General features: G+C 69.9%; 10 protein-coding genes. 6 read left to right on the top strand and 4 right to left on the bottom strand.

The features are described from left to right. Positions 1 to 25 precede the first annotated feature (25 nt). Positions 26 to 838, bottom strand: a complete 813-nt coding sequence (locus ACGF2V_RS04650) for a thioesterase family protein (protein WP_362705623.1) — start codon at positions 836 to 838, stop codon at positions 26 to 28. Between the two features lie 172 nt (positions 839 to 1,010). Between ACGF2V_RS04650 and ACGF2V_RS04645 the strand changes: the two genes are divergently transcribed. The 3 genes from ACGF2V_RS04645 to ACGF2V_RS04635 all read left to right on the top strand — a co-directional run bounded on the left by ACGF2V_RS04645 (position 1,011) and on the right by ACGF2V_RS04635 (position 9,237). Then, the gene (locus ACGF2V_RS04645) at positions 1,011 to 1,376 is read left to right on the top strand and encodes a DUF4440 domain-containing protein (protein WP_362617723.1); all 366 of its coding nucleotides are present in this window, start codon (positions 1,011 to 1,013) and stop codon (positions 1,374 to 1,376) included. Positions 1,377 to 1,926: 550 nt separating this feature from the next. Further along, positions 1,927 to 8,604, top strand: a complete 6,678-nt coding sequence (locus ACGF2V_RS04640) for a DUF3320 domain-containing protein (protein WP_362705626.1) — start codon at positions 1,927 to 1,929, stop codon at positions 8,602 to 8,604. Between the two features lie 237 nt (positions 8,605 to 8,841). Continuing rightward, positions 8,842 to 9,237: a VOC family protein gene (locus ACGF2V_RS04635; RefSeq protein WP_362705628.1), complete on the top strand. Its 396-nt coding sequence runs from the start codon at positions 8,842 to 8,844 to the stop codon at positions 9,235 to 9,237. 729 nt (positions 9,238 to 9,966) lie between these two features. Here ACGF2V_RS04635 and ACGF2V_RS04630 read toward each other — a convergent pair. Next, entirely contained in the window at positions 9,967 to 11,511 is a 1,545-nt protein-coding gene (locus tag ACGF2V_RS04630) for an FMN-binding glutamate synthase family protein (protein WP_362617730.1), read from the bottom strand. Between the two features lie 375 nt (positions 11,512 to 11,886). On the opposite strand from ACGF2V_RS04630, the gene ACGF2V_RS04625 reads away from it, so the two are divergent. Next, positions 11,887 to 13,068 (top strand): helix-turn-helix domain-containing protein, encoded by a 1,182-nt coding sequence (locus tag ACGF2V_RS04625; protein WP_362705630.1) that lies wholly within the window; start codon positions 11,887 to 11,889, stop codon positions 13,066 to 13,068. A gap of 39 nt (positions 13,069 to 13,107) precedes the next feature. On the opposite strand, the gene ACGF2V_RS04620 is transcribed toward ACGF2V_RS04625, so the two are convergent. Both ACGF2V_RS04620 and ACGF2V_RS04615 read right to left on the bottom strand, forming a co-directional pair. Beyond that, a complete protein-coding gene (locus tag ACGF2V_RS04620; protein ID WP_362705633.1) occupies positions 13,108 to 14,508 on the bottom strand; it encodes a carboxylesterase family protein in 1,401 nt (466 codons plus the stop codon). A 116-nt stretch (positions 14,509 to 14,624) separates the two neighbouring features. Beyond that, entirely contained in the window at positions 14,625 to 15,479 is an 855-nt protein-coding gene (locus tag ACGF2V_RS04615; RefSeq protein WP_362617738.1) for an acetylxylan esterase, read from the bottom strand. Between the two features lie 510 nt (positions 15,480 to 15,989). Between ACGF2V_RS04615 and ACGF2V_RS04610 the strand changes: the two genes are divergently transcribed. After that, entirely contained in the window at positions 15,990 to 17,240 is a 1,251-nt protein-coding gene (locus tag ACGF2V_RS04610) for a protein kinase (RefSeq protein ID WP_362617740.1), read from the top strand. An 83-nt stretch (positions 17,241 to 17,323) separates the two neighbouring features. Then, positions 17,324 to 20,275, top strand: a complete 2,952-nt coding sequence (locus ACGF2V_RS04605) for a DEAD/DEAH box helicase (RefSeq protein ID WP_362617743.1) — start codon at positions 17,324 to 17,326, stop codon at positions 20,273 to 20,275. Position 20,276: the final 1 nt, after the last annotated feature.

The following is a 20,276-nucleotide window of genomic DNA, read 5'->3' as shown; positions in this document are numbered from 1 at the left end:
AAACCCTCCTCGCGCGTCACATCCCTCAGGGGGTTTCCAACGGCCTCACGGTGAGTATCTGCTGGGCCTGTCCGACGGGTCCGTGGACGTCGTGGAGGACGGTACTGGTGAGGCCGTGCCCCTCGGCGCCGAAGACGACGGAGGTGTCCAGACCGACCCAGCCGCCCCGTGGTTGGCGATGCAGATGAATGGTCAGATCGACGTTCGGGAACATCCACTTCCCGGGCGGCTGACGTACCGCGACACCATTGGCGGTGTCGACGAGGCCCACGTAGGACGCCAGCGGACTCGCCGTCTCACCGGTTACGAGGGGCGTGCCGGTCGACACCCAGGTCCTGGCCCGGCCGGGCTGCGGCGGATCGACGGCCCGTGCGTCGAGCGACGCGATGAACCCGCCGGGCCAGAGCGAGGCCATCGGCCAGGGGTCCACCCCGTCGGGATCGGGAAGCGCCTCGGCCTCGCCTCCGGCGACGGAGGCGGTGTCGCCCGCCGCGAGCAGCCAGGCGCGGGCGCGCACCGTGGACCGCCCCGCGATGACCACGGTGGCCTCGACCAGCTCGATGGTGCGGCCGGGGCGGATCGTCTCGACGTGGATCTCGGTGTCGTCGAGGGCGATACGGCCGAGGATGTCGTAGCTGACGCGGCTCAGGTGCAGTTCCGGCCCCGTGCGTTCGCGAGCGGCCAGGAAGCGCTCGATGGCATGGACGACCAGCCCGCCGAGTGGGCTGAAGTGCTGTTCGTCCGACTGCCAGGCGCCACCGGCGTGGACGGTGGGCCGGTAGGTCCGTGCGTCGATGCGCTCGAAGTAGCCGGCCGGGGGAACGTCCGAGGTGTGCAACTGGCCTCCTGCGTCCGGTGACGGGGTGATCACTTGCAGGGTACGACCACGTCATCCGGCCGAGGACGGGGAGGGTGCCGGTCGAGCGGTGGGTTGATGGCCTCGTGGTTCGGGCTCCTTCTGACCGTCCGGGGCGGTCTCGTCCGAGGGCCGACAGGCGTAGGGTTCCCTCATGACGGATGAGAGCGAGCGGTTCATCCAAGCGGCCATCGACGGCGAGATGCGGCTTCTCGACCCCGCGGTGCGTGCTGTCCCCGACCGTGTCCTGGAGCTTCTGGACCCGGAGTTCCACGAGATCGGCGCTTCCGGACGCCGATGGGACGCGGAGTCGATCCTCGCGGTCACGAGTGGCGACACCGTATCCCCAAAGTCCCCTGCCGAGGTCAGCGACATGTCGGGGACGGTCCTTGCCCCGGGCCTCGTCCACCTGACGTACTTCACCGACGACCAGGGTCGTCGGGCATGGCGAAGCTCCCTCTGGCGCCTGACGGAGACGGGCTGGCGGATGTACTTCCACCAGGGAACCCTCGTCGGCTGAAGCCGCCGGCGCCCGGCGCCCTGCCACACCCTCACGGTACGAGCAGCACAGCACACCACGTGGCTGGAGCAAGACCACAGGCGTCTGGACAGTTGTCTTCGTCCGCCCGAAAGCGAACTTCATACGCGCAGCAACGGTCACAAAACGTGATCGACGACCGCCCCTGGAGCAGCACCTACCAGTCGGCAGGTTCGTGTTCTGCAACCGGGGCACCAGTACCCGGCGGTACAGCAGTCGAAGCAGTCGTAACGACTCACGAAAGCGGGCTGGTGTGCCTGGACGGATCTATCACCCTGGCTTCCAACCGAACGGCCGACGCGTCAGATGGTGATGGAGTGGTCACGGCAGGCTCATGGTCCGCTTCTGATTTCCACACCGTCACCCTAGAATCCGTCTGTCCGTGGGGGGCAGGACGATGAGACGAACGTGTCGTGCGCAGGGGGACTGCTCGGGGAAACATGCGGTCGTTCGTGCAGCCACGCCCCAGCGAAGACGTCGATGCTTCCTTCCAGGCCCCGACAACGCAACGTGAGAGCAGGGACGACCAAGCGTGACAACTATTCCGGGTGAATTCGGGGGCAGTAGCGATCTGGAACGCCTCAAGAAGGTCCTGTCGGGTTGGCGCAGGTCGCTCGTGGATCTCAGCGGGCGCAACAGGCTGTTGAACTTCCGGCATACCCGCACCGCGACGCTTGAGCTGTCGGCCCCGTCACCGTCGGTTCTGATGAGCCAACTCGACAACCGCTCATTACACTTCGCCGCACTGCCGGACGAACTTCCTGCGGAAGAAGAGCAGTTGGCACTCCCTGCGCCCGGGGAGCACGAGATCGTCACGCAGAAGACCACAGCCCCAGCCTTGCAGAGGGCGTTACGCACCCTCCGTTCCAAAGCGACGCAGGTGTTCAACGACTACGGGTTGTGGACGCTTCAGCTCGGCATCGGCATCCTGCACTGGCGTGAGGACGGGGCCTCCACAAGTAGTCAGGCACCACTGATCCTCTTCCCGGTGGAACTCGTACGCACGTCCACCGGGCAAGTGCTGCTCCAGGCGAACAAAGACGAGGATCCACAACTCAATCCCGCACTGCCCATCAGGCTGGAACAGTTCGGCATCGACTGGGCACCTGTCGCGGAGACCGACTGCCGCGACGTGGACGCGGTGATCGAAGCCGTGCGCAAGGCCGTGGTCGGCAAGTCCCTGTGGAAGGTGGAAGAGCGGGCCGTCATGGCGCTCTTCGCCTCTCACAAGGAGTCGATGCACCAGGACCTGCTGGAGAACGAGAGCCGGCTTCTCTCAAGCGATCTGGTACGCGCGGTGGCCTTGGGCGCCGGGAACGCGGTGGCCTCCGACCGCTTCGACTTCGAGGAAGTGCCGTCGCAGCGGGTCGACGAGCTGGCCCCTCCGGAGGACACGCCGTTGGTCCTGGACGCGGACACCTCGCAGCGGCAGGCCATCGCCGCCGCCGTGGCCGGCAGGTCCTTCGTGCTCAACGGTCCTCCGGGAACGGGCAAGAGCCAGACCATCACCAACATCATCGCCGGGTTGATGCATGCGGGCCGAAGCGTGCTCTTCGTCAGTGAGAAGGCAGCGGCGCTCGACATCGTGCTGCAACGCCTGAAGTCGGTGGGACTGGACTCGTACGCCTTCGCCCTGCACAGCCGCAACACCAGCCGCAAGGCCGTGGCGCAGGAGCTGGGCCGCGCGTTGTCCGAGCAACCACAGGCGTCCGGGCTTCCCGACCGGGAGCGGATCCAGGCACAGCTCGACCGCGAGGCGCTGTCCGCCTACGCCACCGCGATGAACGAGGTACGTCAGCCCCTGGGACGCACCTTGCACGATGTGATCGGACGGGTTGGCCGGCTCGATGACGCCCCTGTCGCCTACCTCTCCACCTCCGGTGACGACACGTCCCGGCAGTTCGATGCTTCATCCCTTTCCTCAGCCGACATGGACAACGTGCTCACAGCCGCCAAGGACATCGGCGAGGCATGGCAGGCGGTGGCCGAACCCGACTTTCCGTGGCGCGGCCTGCGTACGGACCGGCCCTACCCCGGTCCGGCTCTCGAAGAGGCACGCACGGCCCTGACAGCTCTTTTGTCCGCCCTCGACGGCTACCAGGATCTGAACACAGCGGGCGCACCCTTCACCACGTCGCACCAGGTGGACCGGCTCGTCCGGCTGCTCGACCTACTGGACGCACGGCAGCCCGTGCCTCCGTCGTGGCTGACCGACGCGGACGTCGCCCTCGCCATCACCGATCCGGTCGAGTCCTTCCTGAACCTGCTGCGTCACGTGCGACGTTCCCAGCAGACCGCGCGGGACCTGGTGGGTGTCCGCTGGCAGGAGATCTCCCCGAGGCTTCGCCCCCAACCACCCACGGTGGAAGAAGCGCTGGCTGCCCTTGAGCCGCGAGGTCTGCGGTTGGCGCATCTGACTGAACGTCAGGCCCGGGCTATGTACGTCGACTTCAGCGAGGCAGCCGACCTGCTCACGAAAACCACCGCATCGGCTGGCGAGCTCACGCGGCTCCTGGGCGTCGATGAACCGCGCTCACTGACCGAGGCCATGGACCTGTGCGACCTGGCAAACCTGTCGGATGTGCCGCATCGCCCGCTCAAGGCGTGGTTCGCGCCGGAGGACTTCGCCGCCGCGCAAAAGGCGGCACTCGATGTCGTGGCAGCCGCGGTGGAAGAGTTCGAGGCTCGCCGCCACCGTACCGTGGCGGCCCGAACAACCGCACGGGAACATGCGGGGCCGGGTTGGGCGGACATGCCCTCCCAGCTGCCGCAGCAGCCGGAAGCCGCTGAGCGAGCGGTCGCCGCCCTGCAACCGCCAGGTGTCGATCTCACGGGCCTCGGCCGGGACGAGGCAGAGTCGCTCGCGTCCCGCTGGGGCGTTCTCGCCGACATGTTGGAGTCCACCGCGAAGTGCGCGGTGGACGCGTCGGACCTGCTGGGGTGCGAGTCGCCGGACGACGCGGCCGGGGCGCAGTCCCTGACGGAACTCGCCGCACTGGCCACCGTCGGTCACCGGGCACCCGGCGCATGGTTCGATCCGGCGGTACTGCCGCGTGTACGCCAGGTCGTGGACGAATTGCACCGCCTCATGGGTGTCCTCGATACGTGCAGGCGGGAGGCTCAGGCCGTGTTCGGTCCCGACACGCCCCGTACCGCGGGACTGACCGACGCGGTGAACCGTCTCTCGGAGAAGGGCCGACGCTTGACGGCGGGCCTGTCCCCCCGAGTCCGGGCCGACCGGAAGCTCGTCGGCGGTATCAGCGCGAACGGGTCGTGGAAGAGCGAGCTGATGGAAGAGCTGACCAAGGCAACGGCCTGGCAGCAGGCGCATCAGTCCGTACGGACCGTGATGACCGAGCATGCCGACCTCCTCGGTGCCTATGCCGGTGACGGCCTGCCCGACTGTGACGCGTTGGCCGCCGCGCTGCGCCAGGCCGAGGACGCCCACCGCCTCGCCCCGACCGTGTTGGCCGATCCGGCCCGGCGCCGCTGTCTGGTCGCGCAACTGGCCGAGGGATCCACCACCTCACCCGCTCTCATCGAGTGGGGTGAACGATTGGAGGACGATCTCGGTACGTGGGCGTCGGCTCTGCAGGAACCGCGGCTGCGCGGGCTCCGCACGCCTCCGGCCCACCTCGCTCCGGCCGCGGCCTCGGCATGGTTGCGCGCCCATGTTCCGGCGCTGGAAGACGCCGTACGGCTCATCGACGCCGTCCAGTCCATGGGGCGCCGGGAGTTCGCCGGGGGAACGGCGCACACTCTCGCCTCCGCGCGTGCGGCTCTTGCGGCGGCGCGCGCGGCGCAGCACGAGGACGCCGCGTTCTTGGCCCACGAAACCCGGGACCGGGACCTGCTGGGAACCTGGTACGCGGGGCTGGACACCCGGCTCGACGAGCGGCTTCAGGACGCCCCCGGCACAGCGGTGGAGGACGAACTGCTGTGCCGGGCCCGGCGGCAGTCGGTCGCAGACGGCGGTTCCCGGGCGGATACGAATCCTCCCGGGCCCGTCGAGCTCCTGGGCGAGTACGCACCGGCCGGCCGGCCTCGCACGGCGGCCCTGGCAGCGTCGCTCGCCGTCGCGGCGAAGGCGCACCGGCTGGCCGGCCCGGTCCTGGCGAACCCGGCACCGCGGGGCGGGGTCGCCCGCGCCCTCGCATCCGGGCAGCCCGCCGTTCCGAGGTTGCTCGAGACGGCCGCCCGCCTGCGGGAACAGTGCGCCGACTGGGAGACCTTCACGGACTCGCCCGCCCTGGCCCCCGCCGCCTCCGGTCTGCGGGCCCGCTCCCTCCCCGAGTGCACGGCCTGGCTGCGCGCACACCTGGAACCCCTTGACGAAGCCGCTTCGTTGGTCCACTCGGTAGCTCGCGCAACTGACACCTCGGAAGGAGCGGCCGATCGGCTGACACTCGGCGAAGCGCGCTCCGCCGTGACGGCCGTCGTCGCGGCGCGCGCCGCCGAGGAGGAATACCTGAAGGGCGAAGCGGAGCACCGCCGCCTGATCGGTGACCTGTACGAGGGAATCCACACCGTCCCGGAAACCATCCACAGTGCCCTGGACTGGGCCCTCAATGCCCGTCGCGTCGCTTCCGGTACCGGCTCCGCGGGTCCCCTGCCCCCCGAGGCCGCACGTCTGCTGCTGGACGCGGCGCCCGACACGTCGGTGAAGCGCCGCAATCGCGACTGGCTGGAGCGGGCAAAGGTGCTCGTCGACCACTTCGCGCCGCCCCGGGCCGCCTCCATCAAGGCGGAACTGGAGGCGGACTTCCCGTCCGTCGAGACACTCCTCGACCGCATGTCCCGCGACCCGTACGGCCCGGAGGCCTGGATCCGGGCCGCCAGGGCCCGCGATGTGCTCGGCAAGCACGGGCTGGAAGAACTGCCGGATCAGCTTGCGGACCGCGCGGTCGCGGCGGACCTGTTCCCCGTGGTCGTGGAACGCGCTGTGCTGCGCGCCTGGGTGGAGCACCAGTTGGCGACCGACAGCCGGCTCTCGGTGACGCGCGCCGCTGACCGGGACCGGTTGGTGGAGCGTTACCGAGAACTCGACCGCGGGCTGGTACAGGCGGCGCACGCGACGGTGATCGCGGCATGCAACGAACGACGTCCGCGCAGGGCGACGGCGGGACAGGCCGCGGTCCTGAGCCGTCAGGCCAAGTTGCAGAAAAGACACATGCCGGTACGTCGGCTCCTCGACGAGACTCGGGATGTCGTGCAGCGGCTCAAACCGTGTTTCATGATGAGCCCGCTGACGGTCAGCCAGCACCTTCCGGCCGACTTCCGCTTCGACGTGGTGATCTTCGACGAGGCGTCCCAGGTTCTTCCTCAGGATGCCGTGAACGCCGTGTACCGCGGTGACGCCCTGATCGTGGCAGGCGACCCCAAACAGCTCCCGCCCACATCGTTCTTCAGCGCCGGCGACGACGCGGACGATGACGACGAGTGGGACGAGGAGGCGCCCGACTCCTTCGAGTCCATCCTGGACGCCTGCACGACCAGTGGGGTGCTGCGCGAGCTGTCGCTGCGCTGGCACTACCGGAGCCGCCACGAGAATCTGATCGCCTTCAGCAATCGCGAGTTCTACGAGAACTCCATGGTCGTGTTTCCCGGCGCGATCACCCGCGGCCATGACGTGGGTGTCGCCTTCTACAAGGCCGACGGTGTGTACGACCGCAGCAACCGGCGCGACAACGTCCGCGAGGCCGAGCTGGTGGCCGAGCGGGTCATCCACCACTACTCGACGCGGCCCCATCTGACCCTCGGGGTCGTCACGCTTTCGAAGGCGCAGGCGGAGGCCGTCGAGGACGCGGTCGCGCATGCGCGCAGGACCCGTCCCGATCTGGACGAGTACTTCACCGAAGACCGTCTGGGCGGCTTCTTCGTGAAGAATCTGGAGACGGTGCAGGGCGATGAACGTGATGTGATCGTCCTGTCGATCGGTTACGGCCCCGACGCCCAGGGCAGGCTGCGCGCCGCATTCGGTCCGATCAACCGCGAGGGCGGCTGGCGGCGGCTGAACGTGGCCGTGACCCGGGCACGCCATCGGGTGGAGGTCGTGGCGTCCTTCCATGGCGCGGACCTGCCGGACAGTGCGAACAAGAGCGTGCAGCACCTCAAGCGCTACCTGCAGTACGCGGAACAGGGCCCCGCGGTCCTGACCACCGCGGCACCCGACGCGGACGCGGCACCGGAGAGTCCGTTCGAGGAGGACGTGCTCGACACCCTGCGCCGCGAGGGCTACGACGTACAGCCCCAGGTGGGCGTGGCAAGCTACCGAATCGACATGGCGGTCCGGCATCCGAAGGCTCCCGGCTCGTACGCCCTCGGGATCGAGTGTGACGGAGCGATGTACCACTCCTCCCGCGCGGCCCGTGACCGTGACCGGCTGCGTGAGGAAATCCTGCGTGGCCTGGGGTGGACACTGCACCGGATCTGGGGAACCGACTGGTACCGCAACCGCAAGGAGGCACAGCGGCGGTTGCTCGAGGCCGTCGAGACGGCCTGCTCAGCGGATCCGTACGCATCCGCACCGGAGCCCACGCCGGTCCCCGCGCCCGAAGAGGCACCGACAGGACTGGCGATCGTCCCGGTCGCCGAGTCCGACCGTTCCGGATGGAGTCGGCCGTACCGCGCTCTGAGCTGGGAGGACTTGTGCGGCCTGAAGGTCTCCCTGTCCGCGGGCGCTGGCCTTCCGGGCATCGGCCTCCACGAGCCCGAGGCCCAGCCGGTGGTGGCCGAGGTGGCACGCCACATCATCACGGTGGAGGGTCCCATCGAGGAAGAAGTACTGATCGGACGGGTCCGCGACGCATGGCAGCGAGACCGCGCGACCCAGGTCGTACAGAGCAGTGTCCGCGAGGCCCTGGCGCAGCTCCGCCGTACGAAGCAGGCGGTCCGCTTCGGCACCGCCTGGGACCTGCCCGGGCGGGATGTGACGGTGGCCCGTACGCCGAGCCGGGAGTTCGACCGCAAGGTCTCCCAGGTGCCCTCGGTGGAGCGCCGGATCGCGCTGCTCGGCGTCCTGTCGGAGTCGCCGGGCATGCGCCGGGAGGAGTTGGCCAGGGAAACCGCCCGGTTCTTCGGATGGCTGCGCCTGGGGTCGGACATCCGGACCGCTTTCGACGACGACATCGAGGTGCTCCTCACCAGGAACGTGATCGAAGAGGGCCCGTCGGGCCTGGTACCGGTGGAGGCCCCTCCAGGAGGCCCTTGACGGGGAGCGGGGCGCGGCGGCTTCCGCCCGCCTTCCGTCGGCTCCGACGGAAGGCGAAATAGCCCACCCGACAACGCGACGGCCTCGCGAAGAAGCGAAACGCGGGGCCGTCGACGAGCGGGTTCGGGCGCTCAACTACCCCCCTCCAAGGGTTGGTGACCGTAGTGGTCCCGGACTTGCCGGACGGATGGCGCGGCCCCGTAGGCTGAGCCCCCGTCCGCACTGTCTGGGAGAGTAATGACCAGTAGGTTCACCGAGTTGGTTGTCGACTGCCACGACCCGGAGCGGCTCGCGGCCTTCTGGTGCACGGTCCTGGGCTTCAAGGTGATCGACCGGAGCAAGGGGAAGGTCGAGATCGGCTCCTGGGAGCCGACCGTCGAGGAGGTCCGGGCCCGCCAGATGCCGCCCACCCTGCTGTTTATCCAGGTTCCCGAGGACAAGACGGTGAAGAACCGGCTCCACCTGGACGTCAGCCCGATCGACGGCAGTACTGACGACGAGGTGGCCAGGCTGCTCGGCCTTGGCGCCGCCAAGGTGGACGTGGGCCAGGGCCCTGGCCGGAGCTGGGTGGTCATGACCGACCCGGAGGGCAACGAGTTCTGTGTCCTGCGCACCCTGGCACCGTCCAACTGAATGATCCCTCCCAAGGGTTAGCAGGCGTAGGCGGTCAGTGAGCACAGGACGGGCTGTCTGCTCCGGCCGTTGCCCAAGAGGGCGGTGGTCAGCGTGACGATGCGCAGCATGACGCGGGCGATACCGGCGGGCGTGCGGTCGTGGGGCCGTTCCAGGTCGAGCTGACCCTTGAAGGTCTCGTTGACCGACTCGATGACCTGCCGCAGTGGTGTGAACAGCTCGGCTCCGGGCCGCTCCGGCTCGCTACGGCTTGCTGATCGCCAACGCGGACGTCAGCGACGATCGCGACGGGCACTCCGGCCCGCGTCGGACCGCTCGGCCACGGAGACCGCGTCGTCGTGGAGATCGAGCGCGTCGGTCGCCTGGAGGTCGGTGTCGACGGCAGCAGGGCCACCTCCTACGAGCAGCGACCGGGCCGTCGCAACCACTGACCCGGCGGCGCCTGCCGCCCTGGTGCCGCCTGACCATAGACTCACGGGCGAGCCGCCGCGGCGGGCCTGCTCCTGTTCGCCATGCGAGCAGGGCGGCCCACGCCCGAGCGGACTCCACGGCGTCCTCGCTCCCCCTCGGCGTCCTGCGCAGCCGGCGACATCTGTACGGACAGTCGGGCACAGTGCAGATCGGCCTTTGCCGGCCTCCTGCCCTGACGAGGCGTCAGGGCGAACGGCATTCGGGCGGCCGGCTCCGGCCCCACCAGCGGCGAGCGCGGTGCTTGTCGCTGTCGGCGCGTCAGACGGCCGGCTTCTGGAAGGAGGTCGGCTTGGTGGTGAGCAGTGCGGTGATCTCATCGGCGAGGTGCGGACCGAGTTCGCCCCAGCCGTCCTTGTAGCCGTAGACGCCGGCCAGGGTGCGGGCGTCGTAGTCGCCGTTCATGATCTCGATGTCGGTGGCTGTGATGAGTGCCGGGTGGGCGACGCCGACGGCCGCCGAGACCTTCATCAGCTCCTTGCGCAGGGTGCGCAGGTAGACAGCGGCCCGGGTGGCCTTCGAGGTCGGGTCGAGGCCGCGGGCCAGCCACGGGTTCTGGGTGGCGACGCCGGTGGGGCACATGTCGGTGTGGCACTTCTGCGACTGGATGCAGCCGATCGACAGCATCGCCTCACGAGCCACGTTGATCATGTCGGCACCCAGAGCGAAGGCGACCGCGGCGTTCTCGGGCAGGCCGAGCTTGCCGGAGCCGATGAAGGTCAGGTCGTCGGTCAGCCCCAGCTCGGCGAAGGTTCCGTAGACGCGGGAGAAGCCCATCCGGAACGGCAGCGACACCGAGTCGGTGAAGATGAGCGGCGCCGCCCCGGTGCCGCCCTCGCCGCCGTCGATGGTCACGAAGTCGACACCACGGTCACCACGCGCCATCAGCGTGGCCAGCTCCTGCCAGAATTCCATCTCCCCCACCGCGCTCTTGACCCCGACCGGCAGACCGGTCTCGGTGGCGAGCAGCTCGACGAAGTCGAGCATCGAGTCGACGTCGCTGAACGCGGTGTGCCGCGACGGGGAGGCGCAGTCCTTGCCGGGCGGTATGCCGCGGATCTTGGCGATCTCCGGGGTCACCTTCGAGCCCGGCAGCATCCCGCCCAGCCCTGGCTTGGCGCCCTGGGAGAGCTTGATCTCTATCGCCTTGACCGGGGCGCCGGCGACCACGTCCTTGAGCTTGTCGAGGTTGAAGCTGCCGTCCTCGTTGCGGCAGCCGAAGTACGCCGTACCGATCTGAAGGACGAGGTCGCCGCCGTTGCGGTGGTACGGCGAGAGGCCGCCCTCGCCCGTATTGTGCATCGTCCCCGCCAGCGCCGCCCCCTTGTTGAGCGCCGTGATCGCCGCGCCGGAGAGCGATCCGAAGCTCATCGCCGAGATGTTCACCACACTCGCCGGCCGGAACGCCTTGGCGCGCCCGCGCGGGCCGCCCAGCACCTTGGCCGAGGGCAGCGGGGCCTGCGGGTCCTGCGCGTCGGGCAGCGTGCCGGCGAACGTGCGCTGCTTCAGGTATGCGTGCCCCTGCACGTGCTCGACGTCGACGTCGGTTCCGAACCCGAAGTAGTTGTTCTCCTCCTTCGCCGACGCATAGATCCAGGTGCGCTGGTCACGACTGAACGGGCGCTCCTCCTCGTTGGAGGTCACGACGTACTGCCGCAGCTCCGGCCCGATCGTCTCCAACAGGTACCGGGCGTGCCCGATCACCGGGAAGTTCCGGAGCAGTGCGTGCTTCTTCTGGATGAGGTCACGGGCGGCCACCAGCGCCAATGCTGTTGCGGCGGCCACGCCGATGCTCCGGGCGCGCATAAACGTTCCTCTCCTCGATGCTCGACTCCCTCGCCATGCGGTGGATGTCATCGCATCGTGTTGGGCGTTGGCCGGCGGGCACGGCCGAGCGGGCTTCAGTGTCCGCCAAAGCATGTCAAATGATATTAGAGGCCCCATAGGTAAGGCGTCGTTTCACGGCCGCCGTGGCAGACGGGGGCCACTCCAGGCCCTGGGGATTGATGACACCCGTGATACGCAAGTTGCGCATGCTACGGGTGTGCCACGTGACGTCGCCTCTTTCGTCGACGAGTTGGCGGCCGGGAGCGGTTCGGGGACGCGCCCGACGCACGGCCCGCGCCGCCGGACCCCGGGGTCCGATTGACGGCACGGCCGGGGCGGTGTGACGATGCGCCGATGTCGGACCTGCACGCCCGGATGGCCGCCCGGGTCGGTGACCTCACGGCCGTCGTGGTCGCGCGCTGTGCGGCGGAGGCGCCGTTCTACGGGGCGCTTCCCCGCGCCACTCTCCAGGGCGAGGTGGCGCGGTCCATCGCGGCGGTGCACGCGCTGTTGCTCAGGGCACTGCGCGACGGCGGCGGGGGTCCGATCGGGCCGGGCGATCTGACCCGGCTCATCGAGTGGTCGGCGCGCCGGGCCGAGGAGCGCGTCCCCCTGGAGGCGGTGATCGCCGCTTACCTGATCGGCGCCGAGGTGTGGTGGCAGACGCTGACCGAGGTCGCGGAGCCCGGTGAGCTGGCCGGGGCGGGCGGCAAGCTGCTCGCCTGCCTGCACGCCGCGCTGCCCGCGGTCGTCCTCGCCCACCAGAACGCCCAGGAGGACCTCCACAGCGAGGACAAGCGCGTACGGCGGGCCCTGCTCGGCGCCCTGCTGGCAGGACAGCCGTACGAGGAACTGGCGGGCGTGGCGCGGGTGGCCGTGGTGGGTGAGCACGAGGTGGTTGCCTTCGCGTTCGAATCCGACCCGCCGAGCAGATTGGTGCAGTCCTCGCTCGACGCCTTTACCGGGATCCCTGTGCTGATGGACCACGTCGCTCGGATCGCCTTGTTGCCGGGCAGGTCCGACGTGCCGGGCCTGGTGGCCCGGCTGGGCAAGGACGTGGGGCAACCCGTGCGCGCCGCCGCCGCCCGCTCCTCCGTACCAGCGGCCATCCCCTCGGCGGCGCACGAGGCCGGCCGCGTGCTGGATCTCGTCCGGCGCCTGGGACGTCCGCCCGGGTGCTACCGCCTCGACGACGTGCTGCTGGAGCACCAGCTCGCGCGCCCCGGGGACGGCCTGGTGCGGCTGGCGGCCAAACTCGACCCCTTGGAGGAGCATCCGTACCTGCTTGAGACGCTGCGCGTGTTCGTGGAGCGGGGGCTCAACCGCCGCCAGACGGCGTTGGAGCTGTGCGTCCACCGCAACACCCTGGACTACCGGTTGCAGCGAGTGAGCGCGCTGACGGGCCTCGACCTCGCCATTCCCGCGCAGGCGCGGCTGATCCAGGCGGCGCTCGTCGCCAGGGACCTGGCCGGGCCCGCGGATCACCGCGAGGTCACCGGATGGCAGGGATCCGCAGGAGCAGCGGAAAGCGGATGAACCACGGCCGGCGTCGGCGAGCGCTCGGCCTGTCATCTGTCAGAGCCAGACGCAGAGTTCCTCGTGCCGGGGTGCGAGGACCGGGCCGGTGCCGGGGTGGTCGAAGACCATGACGGGCCGGTCCGCGTTCCAGCCGGACCAGCCCGGCTGTCCGGTAGTGGCGAAGGCGACCCAGGCCCGGTGCATGGCGTCGGCCAGCGGCTGGGGCGCGCCGGGCCCGGTCAGGTCCTCGGCGGCGCGCAGGTTGTCGAAGACGAAGCCGAGTTCCAGCGCATGGCACGCGCCGAGTCCCATCACGGGCGAGCGCCAGCAGAATTCGTAGACGAAGGTGCGGGCGGGCCGGGAGTCGGCGAGGCGGTTGAGCGGCCCCCGCAGCAGCAGGTCGGTGGCCATCTCCCCCAGGATCTCACCGGGTTTGGCGTGCGGCCGGGTGGCTCGGTACAGGCGTGCCGCACGTTGCGGGACACGGAGCTTCAGCAGTGCCAGCCGCAGGGTGAGCCGGCTGATCCGGTCCACGGTTCCGCCGGGTACGAACCACAGCCGGTACTCCTCCCGGTTGCAGCCCAGCAGCAGGTCGGCCTCGGGAAGGGGCGGGGCGGCGGGCACCACGTCGCCGTCGACCACGATGTGGAAGCCGGGACCGCCGCCGATGGGGTCGGACCGGTCGACGACGGCGGCCTGCGCGTCCAGCAGCCGGTCTCGGTCCACCGCCGCGAACGCCTCGGCGGTGGCCGGGATCCGCAGTCTCTTCGCCATCGACCGTACGGTCTTCGCGCCCTCGCGGCGCGACACCGTGTGCGGCGGGCCGCTCTGCAGGATCGCCCGGTGGAACAGCCCGGCCGCGCCGGGGCTGGTCATGAGGGCCGCGACGCTGATCGCGCCGGCGGACTCCCCGCACACGGTGACGTTGGCCGGATCTCCGCCGAAGGCGGAGATGTTGTCGCGGACCCAGATCAGGGCTGCGATCTGGTCGAGGAGGCCCCGGTTGACGGGGGCGTCGGGGAAGACCCCGAACCCCTCGACGCCGAGACGGTAGTTGACGGAGACGAGGACCACCCCGTCGCGCGCGAAGGCGCCCCCGTCGTAGAGCGGCAGGTTCGCCGAGCCGTTGCGCAGGGAACCCCCGTGGATCCAGACCATGACGGGCAGCCGGCCCTCGCCGACGGATGGGGTCCAGACGTTGAGGTTGAGACAGTCGTCCCCGGCGATGCTCGGATCGGGTATCAGCCGGTCGAGGGGCGGGCGGTAGGGGCGTTTGGGGGCGGTCGGCCCGTACTCCAGAGCGTCTCGTACCCCTTCCCAGGACTCGACCGGTGCGGGAGCGCGGAAGCGGTGGGCGCCGAAGGGCGGGGCGGCGTAGGGGATGCCGAGGAAGGTGGCGATCCCGTTGTGGAAACGGCCTCGGACCTTGCCCTGCCCGGTGGTCGCGATGAGGTCCATGTGGTCCTTCCATGTGCGAACGGGGGCCGGCCTCCCCCGGTCGCCGGAGCGTCAGGGGCGGGCGGCGTGGATCGGGACGGCCGCCGGTCACGGCGGAAGGGATCTCCGGGAGCGGGTCACCGGTTCGCGAGGCCGTTGCGGCGGACGTCGGACCAGGTGCCGCTGTCGGTGCAGATCCCGCAGCCGGCCCCGAAGAACTGCGCCCTCGCCGTCTGGTCCCCCATCAGGTGGGCCTTGAACCAGGCGGTGGTGGGCGCGGCGAACGGGCCGGGGTCGCCCACGACCGTGAGGTGATCGGCGCCGCGCAGTTCCCCGTAGATGGCCGGTATGTGGTCGGCGTCGTTGTAGAAGGTCTTGACCAGGGAGGGGAAGACGATGCTGTCCTTCTGCCCGGCCAGGAGGAGCGCGGGTACGTGTACGTCGTCGATGTCGGCGAGCGGCCCGGGCTGGATGGGCAGGATGGTATCGATCCGCGGGTCCGCGCCGACGACGATGGCGGCGGCGCCGCCCTGCGAGTGACCGGACGCGCCGATGTGCTCCAGGTCGACACGGTCGTGGAAGGGGCTGCCGTGGTCGGCGTTGCGACGGGTGAGCAGGTCGATCCCGGCGCGCATGGAGATGCCGAGGTTGGACTGCGGGGTGTTGGCGGCGGCGACGATGAAGCCCTGACTGGCCCAGTGGAGCAACAGGTCGCGGTAGACGACCGGGAAGGCGAAGGTGCCGTTTCCCCACACGATCACGGGGTGGCGGCGGTCGCTGGTCGCGATGTCACGCGGGTAGTACAGGGTGGTCACCGCCCCGACCTCCACCGCGGTGGCGTAGGGGCCGGGAGCGCCGTAGTCGGCCGCGGCCGCCTCGGCACTGGCACCGGCGGGGGAACCGGTGGACGCCGCTGCCGCTCCCGCGCCGGCAGAAGCCGTCAGCAGGAGCAGGAGCGAGGTCAGGGTGACGAGCAGTTTTCTCCAGAGCACAGCGGACTCCCGATGTCGTCACGGTGAACTGGATGTTTCATCCGGCTCACGCCTTGTCTGATCGCACATCCTGAAGCACGGTTCGAGACCCGTCTCTGCGCAATCGCGGCAAGCAGCGACGTCGGAATTTGTGCAACATGCCGAGAGCCCGAGCGCGGTGAGGGTGCCGTGCTCGGTTCCGCCACTACGACACAGAGCCCGCCGCCCGGTCCCGACAGGCCCCGGAAAACCCCAGGTCAGACGCATTCTTACGGCTCGGTCCACGAGGCACGCCGGACTACGAGCTGGGGGTCCAGTGCCTGGCGGAACGCAGACGAGACCTCGGACACCCGGGCGGCGACTCTCCTCCTTCACCCGACGACGGCCCTCCCACGTCCGGCTCCGGAGGCGCGCGGTCCCGTGCCTGCGCCCGTACGGGACCGTTCTCCGGCCGGATACCGTGTGCGGTGCGACCGGACACGTCAGCTCTGCCCTCACGCATCCGAGACCATCCGAGCAGAAAGGCCCCTCGTGCACATCGCCCCCCTGAGCCCGCATGACCCCGTAGAGCTGGGCGGCTACGAGCTGCTCGGCCGCATCGGGCACGGTGGCATGGGGCAGGTGTACCTGGGAGAGTCCCCCGGCGGGGAGCCTGCCGCCGTCAAGGTGATCAAGCCGTCGGTCGTGGACTCCGAGACCCGGCAGCGCTTCGCCCAGGAAGTGGAGATCCTCAAGACGATCTGGGGCGCGCGGATCGCGGCACTGCTGGACGCCGACGCGGAGGCCGATCCACCGTGGCTCGCGACCGAGTACATCGAGGGGCTCGACCTGAGCCGGCACGTGGCACTCCACGGCCCGCTCCCCTCACTGCTCGCCGCTTCCCTCGGGGCGACGCTCGCCGAAGCCCTCGCCACCGTGCACAAGCAGGGCCTGCTGCACCGGGACCTCAAACCCGCCAACGTGCTGCTCGGCCCCAACGGGCCGAAGATCATCGACTTCGGACTCGCGGTCTTCGCCGAGTCGAGCGTGTCCCTGACCGCACCCAACACCGTGGTCGGCACCCCGTCGTGCATGGCGCCGGAACAGGCGAGAGGCGACCGGCCGCTGACACCTGCGGTCGACGTGTACGCGCTCGGCGCCGTGATGCTGTTCGCCGCTTCCGGCCACCTCCCGTACCAGGCGGCCAACATCCATGTCCTCTTCCACCAGGTCATCGATCCGGAAACGGCTCCCGACCTGTCGTCGGTCCCCGACGAGCTGGCACCCCTGCTGACAGCCATGCTGGCGCACCGGGCCGAGGACCGGCCCGCCCTGAGCGCCGTCGTCCAGCAATGCCGGGCAGTGATCGAGGCACAGGGCTACAAGGTCGCCCAGGCACGGCGTCGCCTCACGACGCACACGGCGGCTCCTTCGCACCTGCTGGACAGTCTGTTGCCCACGATTGCCGCCCCGTCCCTTCCCACCGTCCCGACGGACCCGGCGGTTGCCGGGACGAACACGTCGCCGACGACAGGGACGACCGTGGTGCTTGCCCCGGCCACGCCCGAGCCGACCCCCACGCTCGTCGACCGTCCCGACCCGCACTCCGGCACCGCCCCGGCCGAGTCCTCGCCCGGTCCTGCCGCTCAGGAACCCGCCACAGGCACAGGCGGCGCCTCGTCCGCACGGCCGGGTGCTGCCGGTTCGCCCCGCAGCCGCTCCGGGCAACGGCTGCATTCGGCTCAGGCCCGGATCACCGCACAGCGACTCCGCGAGTCGTACGCGGCCCAGGCGGCGTTCTGACACCGGCGGACCCTTGATGTCGGCGGACCCGCGATACTGAAGGGCCTGCCACATCCGTCACGAAACAGCACAGGAGGCCACGGGTGACCGCCGTCCAGACCAGCCCCGAGCAGAACGGCGACGCACCGGATACGGCAGGGCAGGAGCAGTTCCCCGCAGGCGCGCAGGTCCTCGTACGCGACGAGGTGTGGCTGGTCAGGAACGCGGTACCCACCAGGGACGACGGTACGCGGGTGGAAGTGGTCGGGGTGTCCGACTTCGTTCGGGACCAGGAGTCCGTGTTCTTCACGGGGCTGGACACCGTCGAACTGATCGACCCGCGGGACACCCGGCTGATCGCGGACGACTCCCCCACCTATCGACGCTCCCGACTGTTCCTGGAGGCCGTACTGCGTCGCACGGCCCTGCCGCAGTCGGAGCGGCGGCTCGCGCTCGCGGACTCCTTCCTCCTGGATTCGCTTCCCTACCAACGCCGTCCCGCCGAGCTCGCGCTCTCCGGCGCCAACCTGCGTCCCCGGTTGCTGATCGCGGACGTGGTGGGCCTGGGCAAGACACTGGAAATCGGTCTGACGCTCGCCGAGCTCATCCGTCGCGGCCGTGGCGAGCGCATCCTCGTCGTCACACCCCAGCACGTACTGGAGCAGTTCCAGCACGAACTGTGGACGCGGTTCGCCATCCCGCTGGTCCGTCTGGACTCGGTGGGCATCGAGCGGATCCAGCGGGAGATCCCCGCGGGGCGGAATCCGTTCACGTTCTTCAAGCGCGTGATCGTCTCCGTCGACACGCTCAAGAACACCGATCAGTACCGTCACCACCTGGAGCAGATCCGCTGGGACGCGGTCGTCATCGACGAGTCGCACAACCTGATCAACCGCGGCTCCCTGCGCAACCAGCTCGCCCAGACCCTGGCGCCGCGAACCGACGCCCTGATCCTCGCCTCCGCCACCCCCCACAACGGAGACGCGAAGTCGTTCGCCGAGCTGATCGCCCTGCTGGACCCGGCGGCGATCCGTGACCCGGAGAACTACCGGGCCGAGGACATCGAGCACCTCTTCATCCGTCGTACGAAGATCAGTACCGAGGTCCGCGAGCAGATGAAGGGCCAGTGGGCGGACCGGGGGCCGTCCCGGGCGGTGCACTGCGCGGCCACCCCTGCCGAGGAGAGGATCTTCAAGGAGCTGGCGGCCGTCTGGCTGCCTCACGACGGCAGCCCGTCCGTGAGCTCGGTCCCGCTCTTCCCGTACACCCTCCTGAAGTCCTTCCTCTCGTCCCACGCGGCGCTCAAGGCCACCGTGACCGCCCGCATCAAGACGCTGGAGAAGAAGGACGACCCCCAGGGCACGGCAGCGGAGCTCTCCGCCCTGCACCGGCTCACGGAACTGACCGCGGACCTGACCGAGGGGGACTCGGCGAAGTTCGGCGCGCTGGTGGAACAGTTGAGGAGCATCGGTGTCGGCCCGGCCTCCGACACCCGCGTCGTGGTCTTCTCCGAGCGCGTCCGGACCCTGGAGTGGCTCGCGACCGTCCTGCCCGCCGCCCTCGGGTTCCGGGGCCGCGCGGCGAAGGAATGCCTCCGCGTCATGCACGGCGGTCTCTCCGACGAGCAGCAGATGCAGGTCGTGGAGGAGTTCGGGCTCGCCGGCGCTCCGGTACGGATCCTGCTGACGGGCGACGTGGCCTCCGAGGGTGTCAACCTGCACCGCCAGTGCCATCATCTGGTCCACTACGACGTGCCGTGGTCGCTGATCCGCATCGAGCAGCGCAACGGCCGCATCGACCGTTACGGGCAGGCCCACCCGCCGCAGTTCCGCGCCCTGATCCTCACCAGCGAGACGGAGGGTGCGAAGGACGACACCCTGGTCTCCGAGCGGCTCCTGGAGCGGGAGGACCAGGCTCACCGTTCGCTCGGTACGGCCGAGGCCGTCACCGGCCTCTACCGCGCGGAGGCCGAGGAGAAGTCCCTCATCCAGGATCTGCTGCGCGGCAGGACCGTGGACGAGTCCCTCGACGGGCGCCGGTCCGGCGAGGACTCCGGTACGGCGGCGATGGACGACTTCCTGGCGGACTTCTTCGGCTCGGTCGGCGAGGAGCCGGAGGCGGGGGCCGGCGGTGCCGCCGAGGAGTCCGCCGCCGAGGCGGTCGGAGGCGACACGGGTACGGGCACGGGCGCCGTACTCCCCCGCCTCTTCGACTCGACCGCTCACTTCCTGGACGAGGCGCTGCGCGAGGTGTATCCGGACGCCCGCGACCGGCTGGACCTCGACCGCGACGAGCAGTCGGGCCTGCTGTCGTTCCGTCCACCGGCCGACCTCCTCCACCGCCTCAAGGCGTTGCCTGTGGACTACCTACGCGAACAGCGGCTTCGCGAGCGGCTGTTGGTCACCTTCAACCGGCGTCTCGCCCAGCACTCGCTCCAGCGGGCCCGCGAGGCGGGTTCCACTTCCAGTTGGCCGGAGATCTCGCTGCTGACCGACCTGCACCCGGTGGTCGAGTGGCTGACGGACAAGGTCCTCGTCCGGCTCGGACGCCAGGAGGCGCCGATGATCACGGCGGAGGTGGCGGAGCCCGTCTATCTCGTCCAGGGCGTGTACTCGAACGCCCTGGGCAAGCCGACGGTCGTCAAGTGGATGGGCGTGACGCGGAGCGGGGCCGTGGACGACGACATGGTGTCCCTGCTGCGCCGTTCCGGAGTCGGCCCGACGATGGCGAACAAGCTCCGCTACCGGGACCCCGCCCCGCTGGCCGACGCCATCCCGGGCGTGCTGGAGGCCGCCGAGGCCTTCATGGAGCAGCACCGGGACGCCTGGGACCGGCCCCTGCGCGAGTCGATCGAGCGCCACAAGCTGCGACTCGGCGACTGGGAGCAGCCCACTCTCGCCGGCGAGCGCACCAAGCAGCGGCTCACCGACCTCGCCGACGACCTGCTGACCACCGGGCAGCGCCCGATGCTTCGCGTCCTCGCGGTGCTGCTGCCCGACCCCGACGCACCACCGGCCGCGTCCGCATCCCCGTCCGCCACGCCCGCCGCCCTGTGAG

It is taken from the genome of Streptomyces sp. NPDC047982, assembly GCF_043204165.1.
GTDB lineage: Bacteria > Actinomycetota > Actinomycetes > Streptomycetales > Streptomycetaceae > Streptomyces.
Note: the sequence above shows the minus strand (reverse complement) of the source record. Positions and strands in the feature narration are given on the sequence as shown.

Coding starts and splice junctions, on each gene's coding strand:
- ACGF2V_RS04645 (WP_362617723.1), top strand. CDS start 1,011: ATGACGGATGAGAGCGAGCGGTTCATCCAAGCGGCCATCGACGGCGAG.
- ACGF2V_RS04635 (WP_362705628.1), top strand. CDS start 8,842: ATGACCAGTAGGTTCACCGAGTTGGTTGTCGACTGCCACGACCCGGAG.
- ACGF2V_RS04630 (WP_362617730.1), bottom strand. CDS start 11,511: ATGCGCGCCCGGAGCATCGGCGTGGCCGCCGCAACAGCATTGGCGCTG.
- ACGF2V_RS04625 (WP_362705630.1), top strand. CDS start 11,887: ATGTCGGACCTGCACGCCCGGATGGCCGCCCGGGTCGGTGACCTCACG.
- ACGF2V_RS04620 (WP_362705633.1), bottom strand. CDS start 14,508: ATGGACCTCATCGCGACCACCGGGCAGGGCAAGGTCCGAGGCCGTTTC.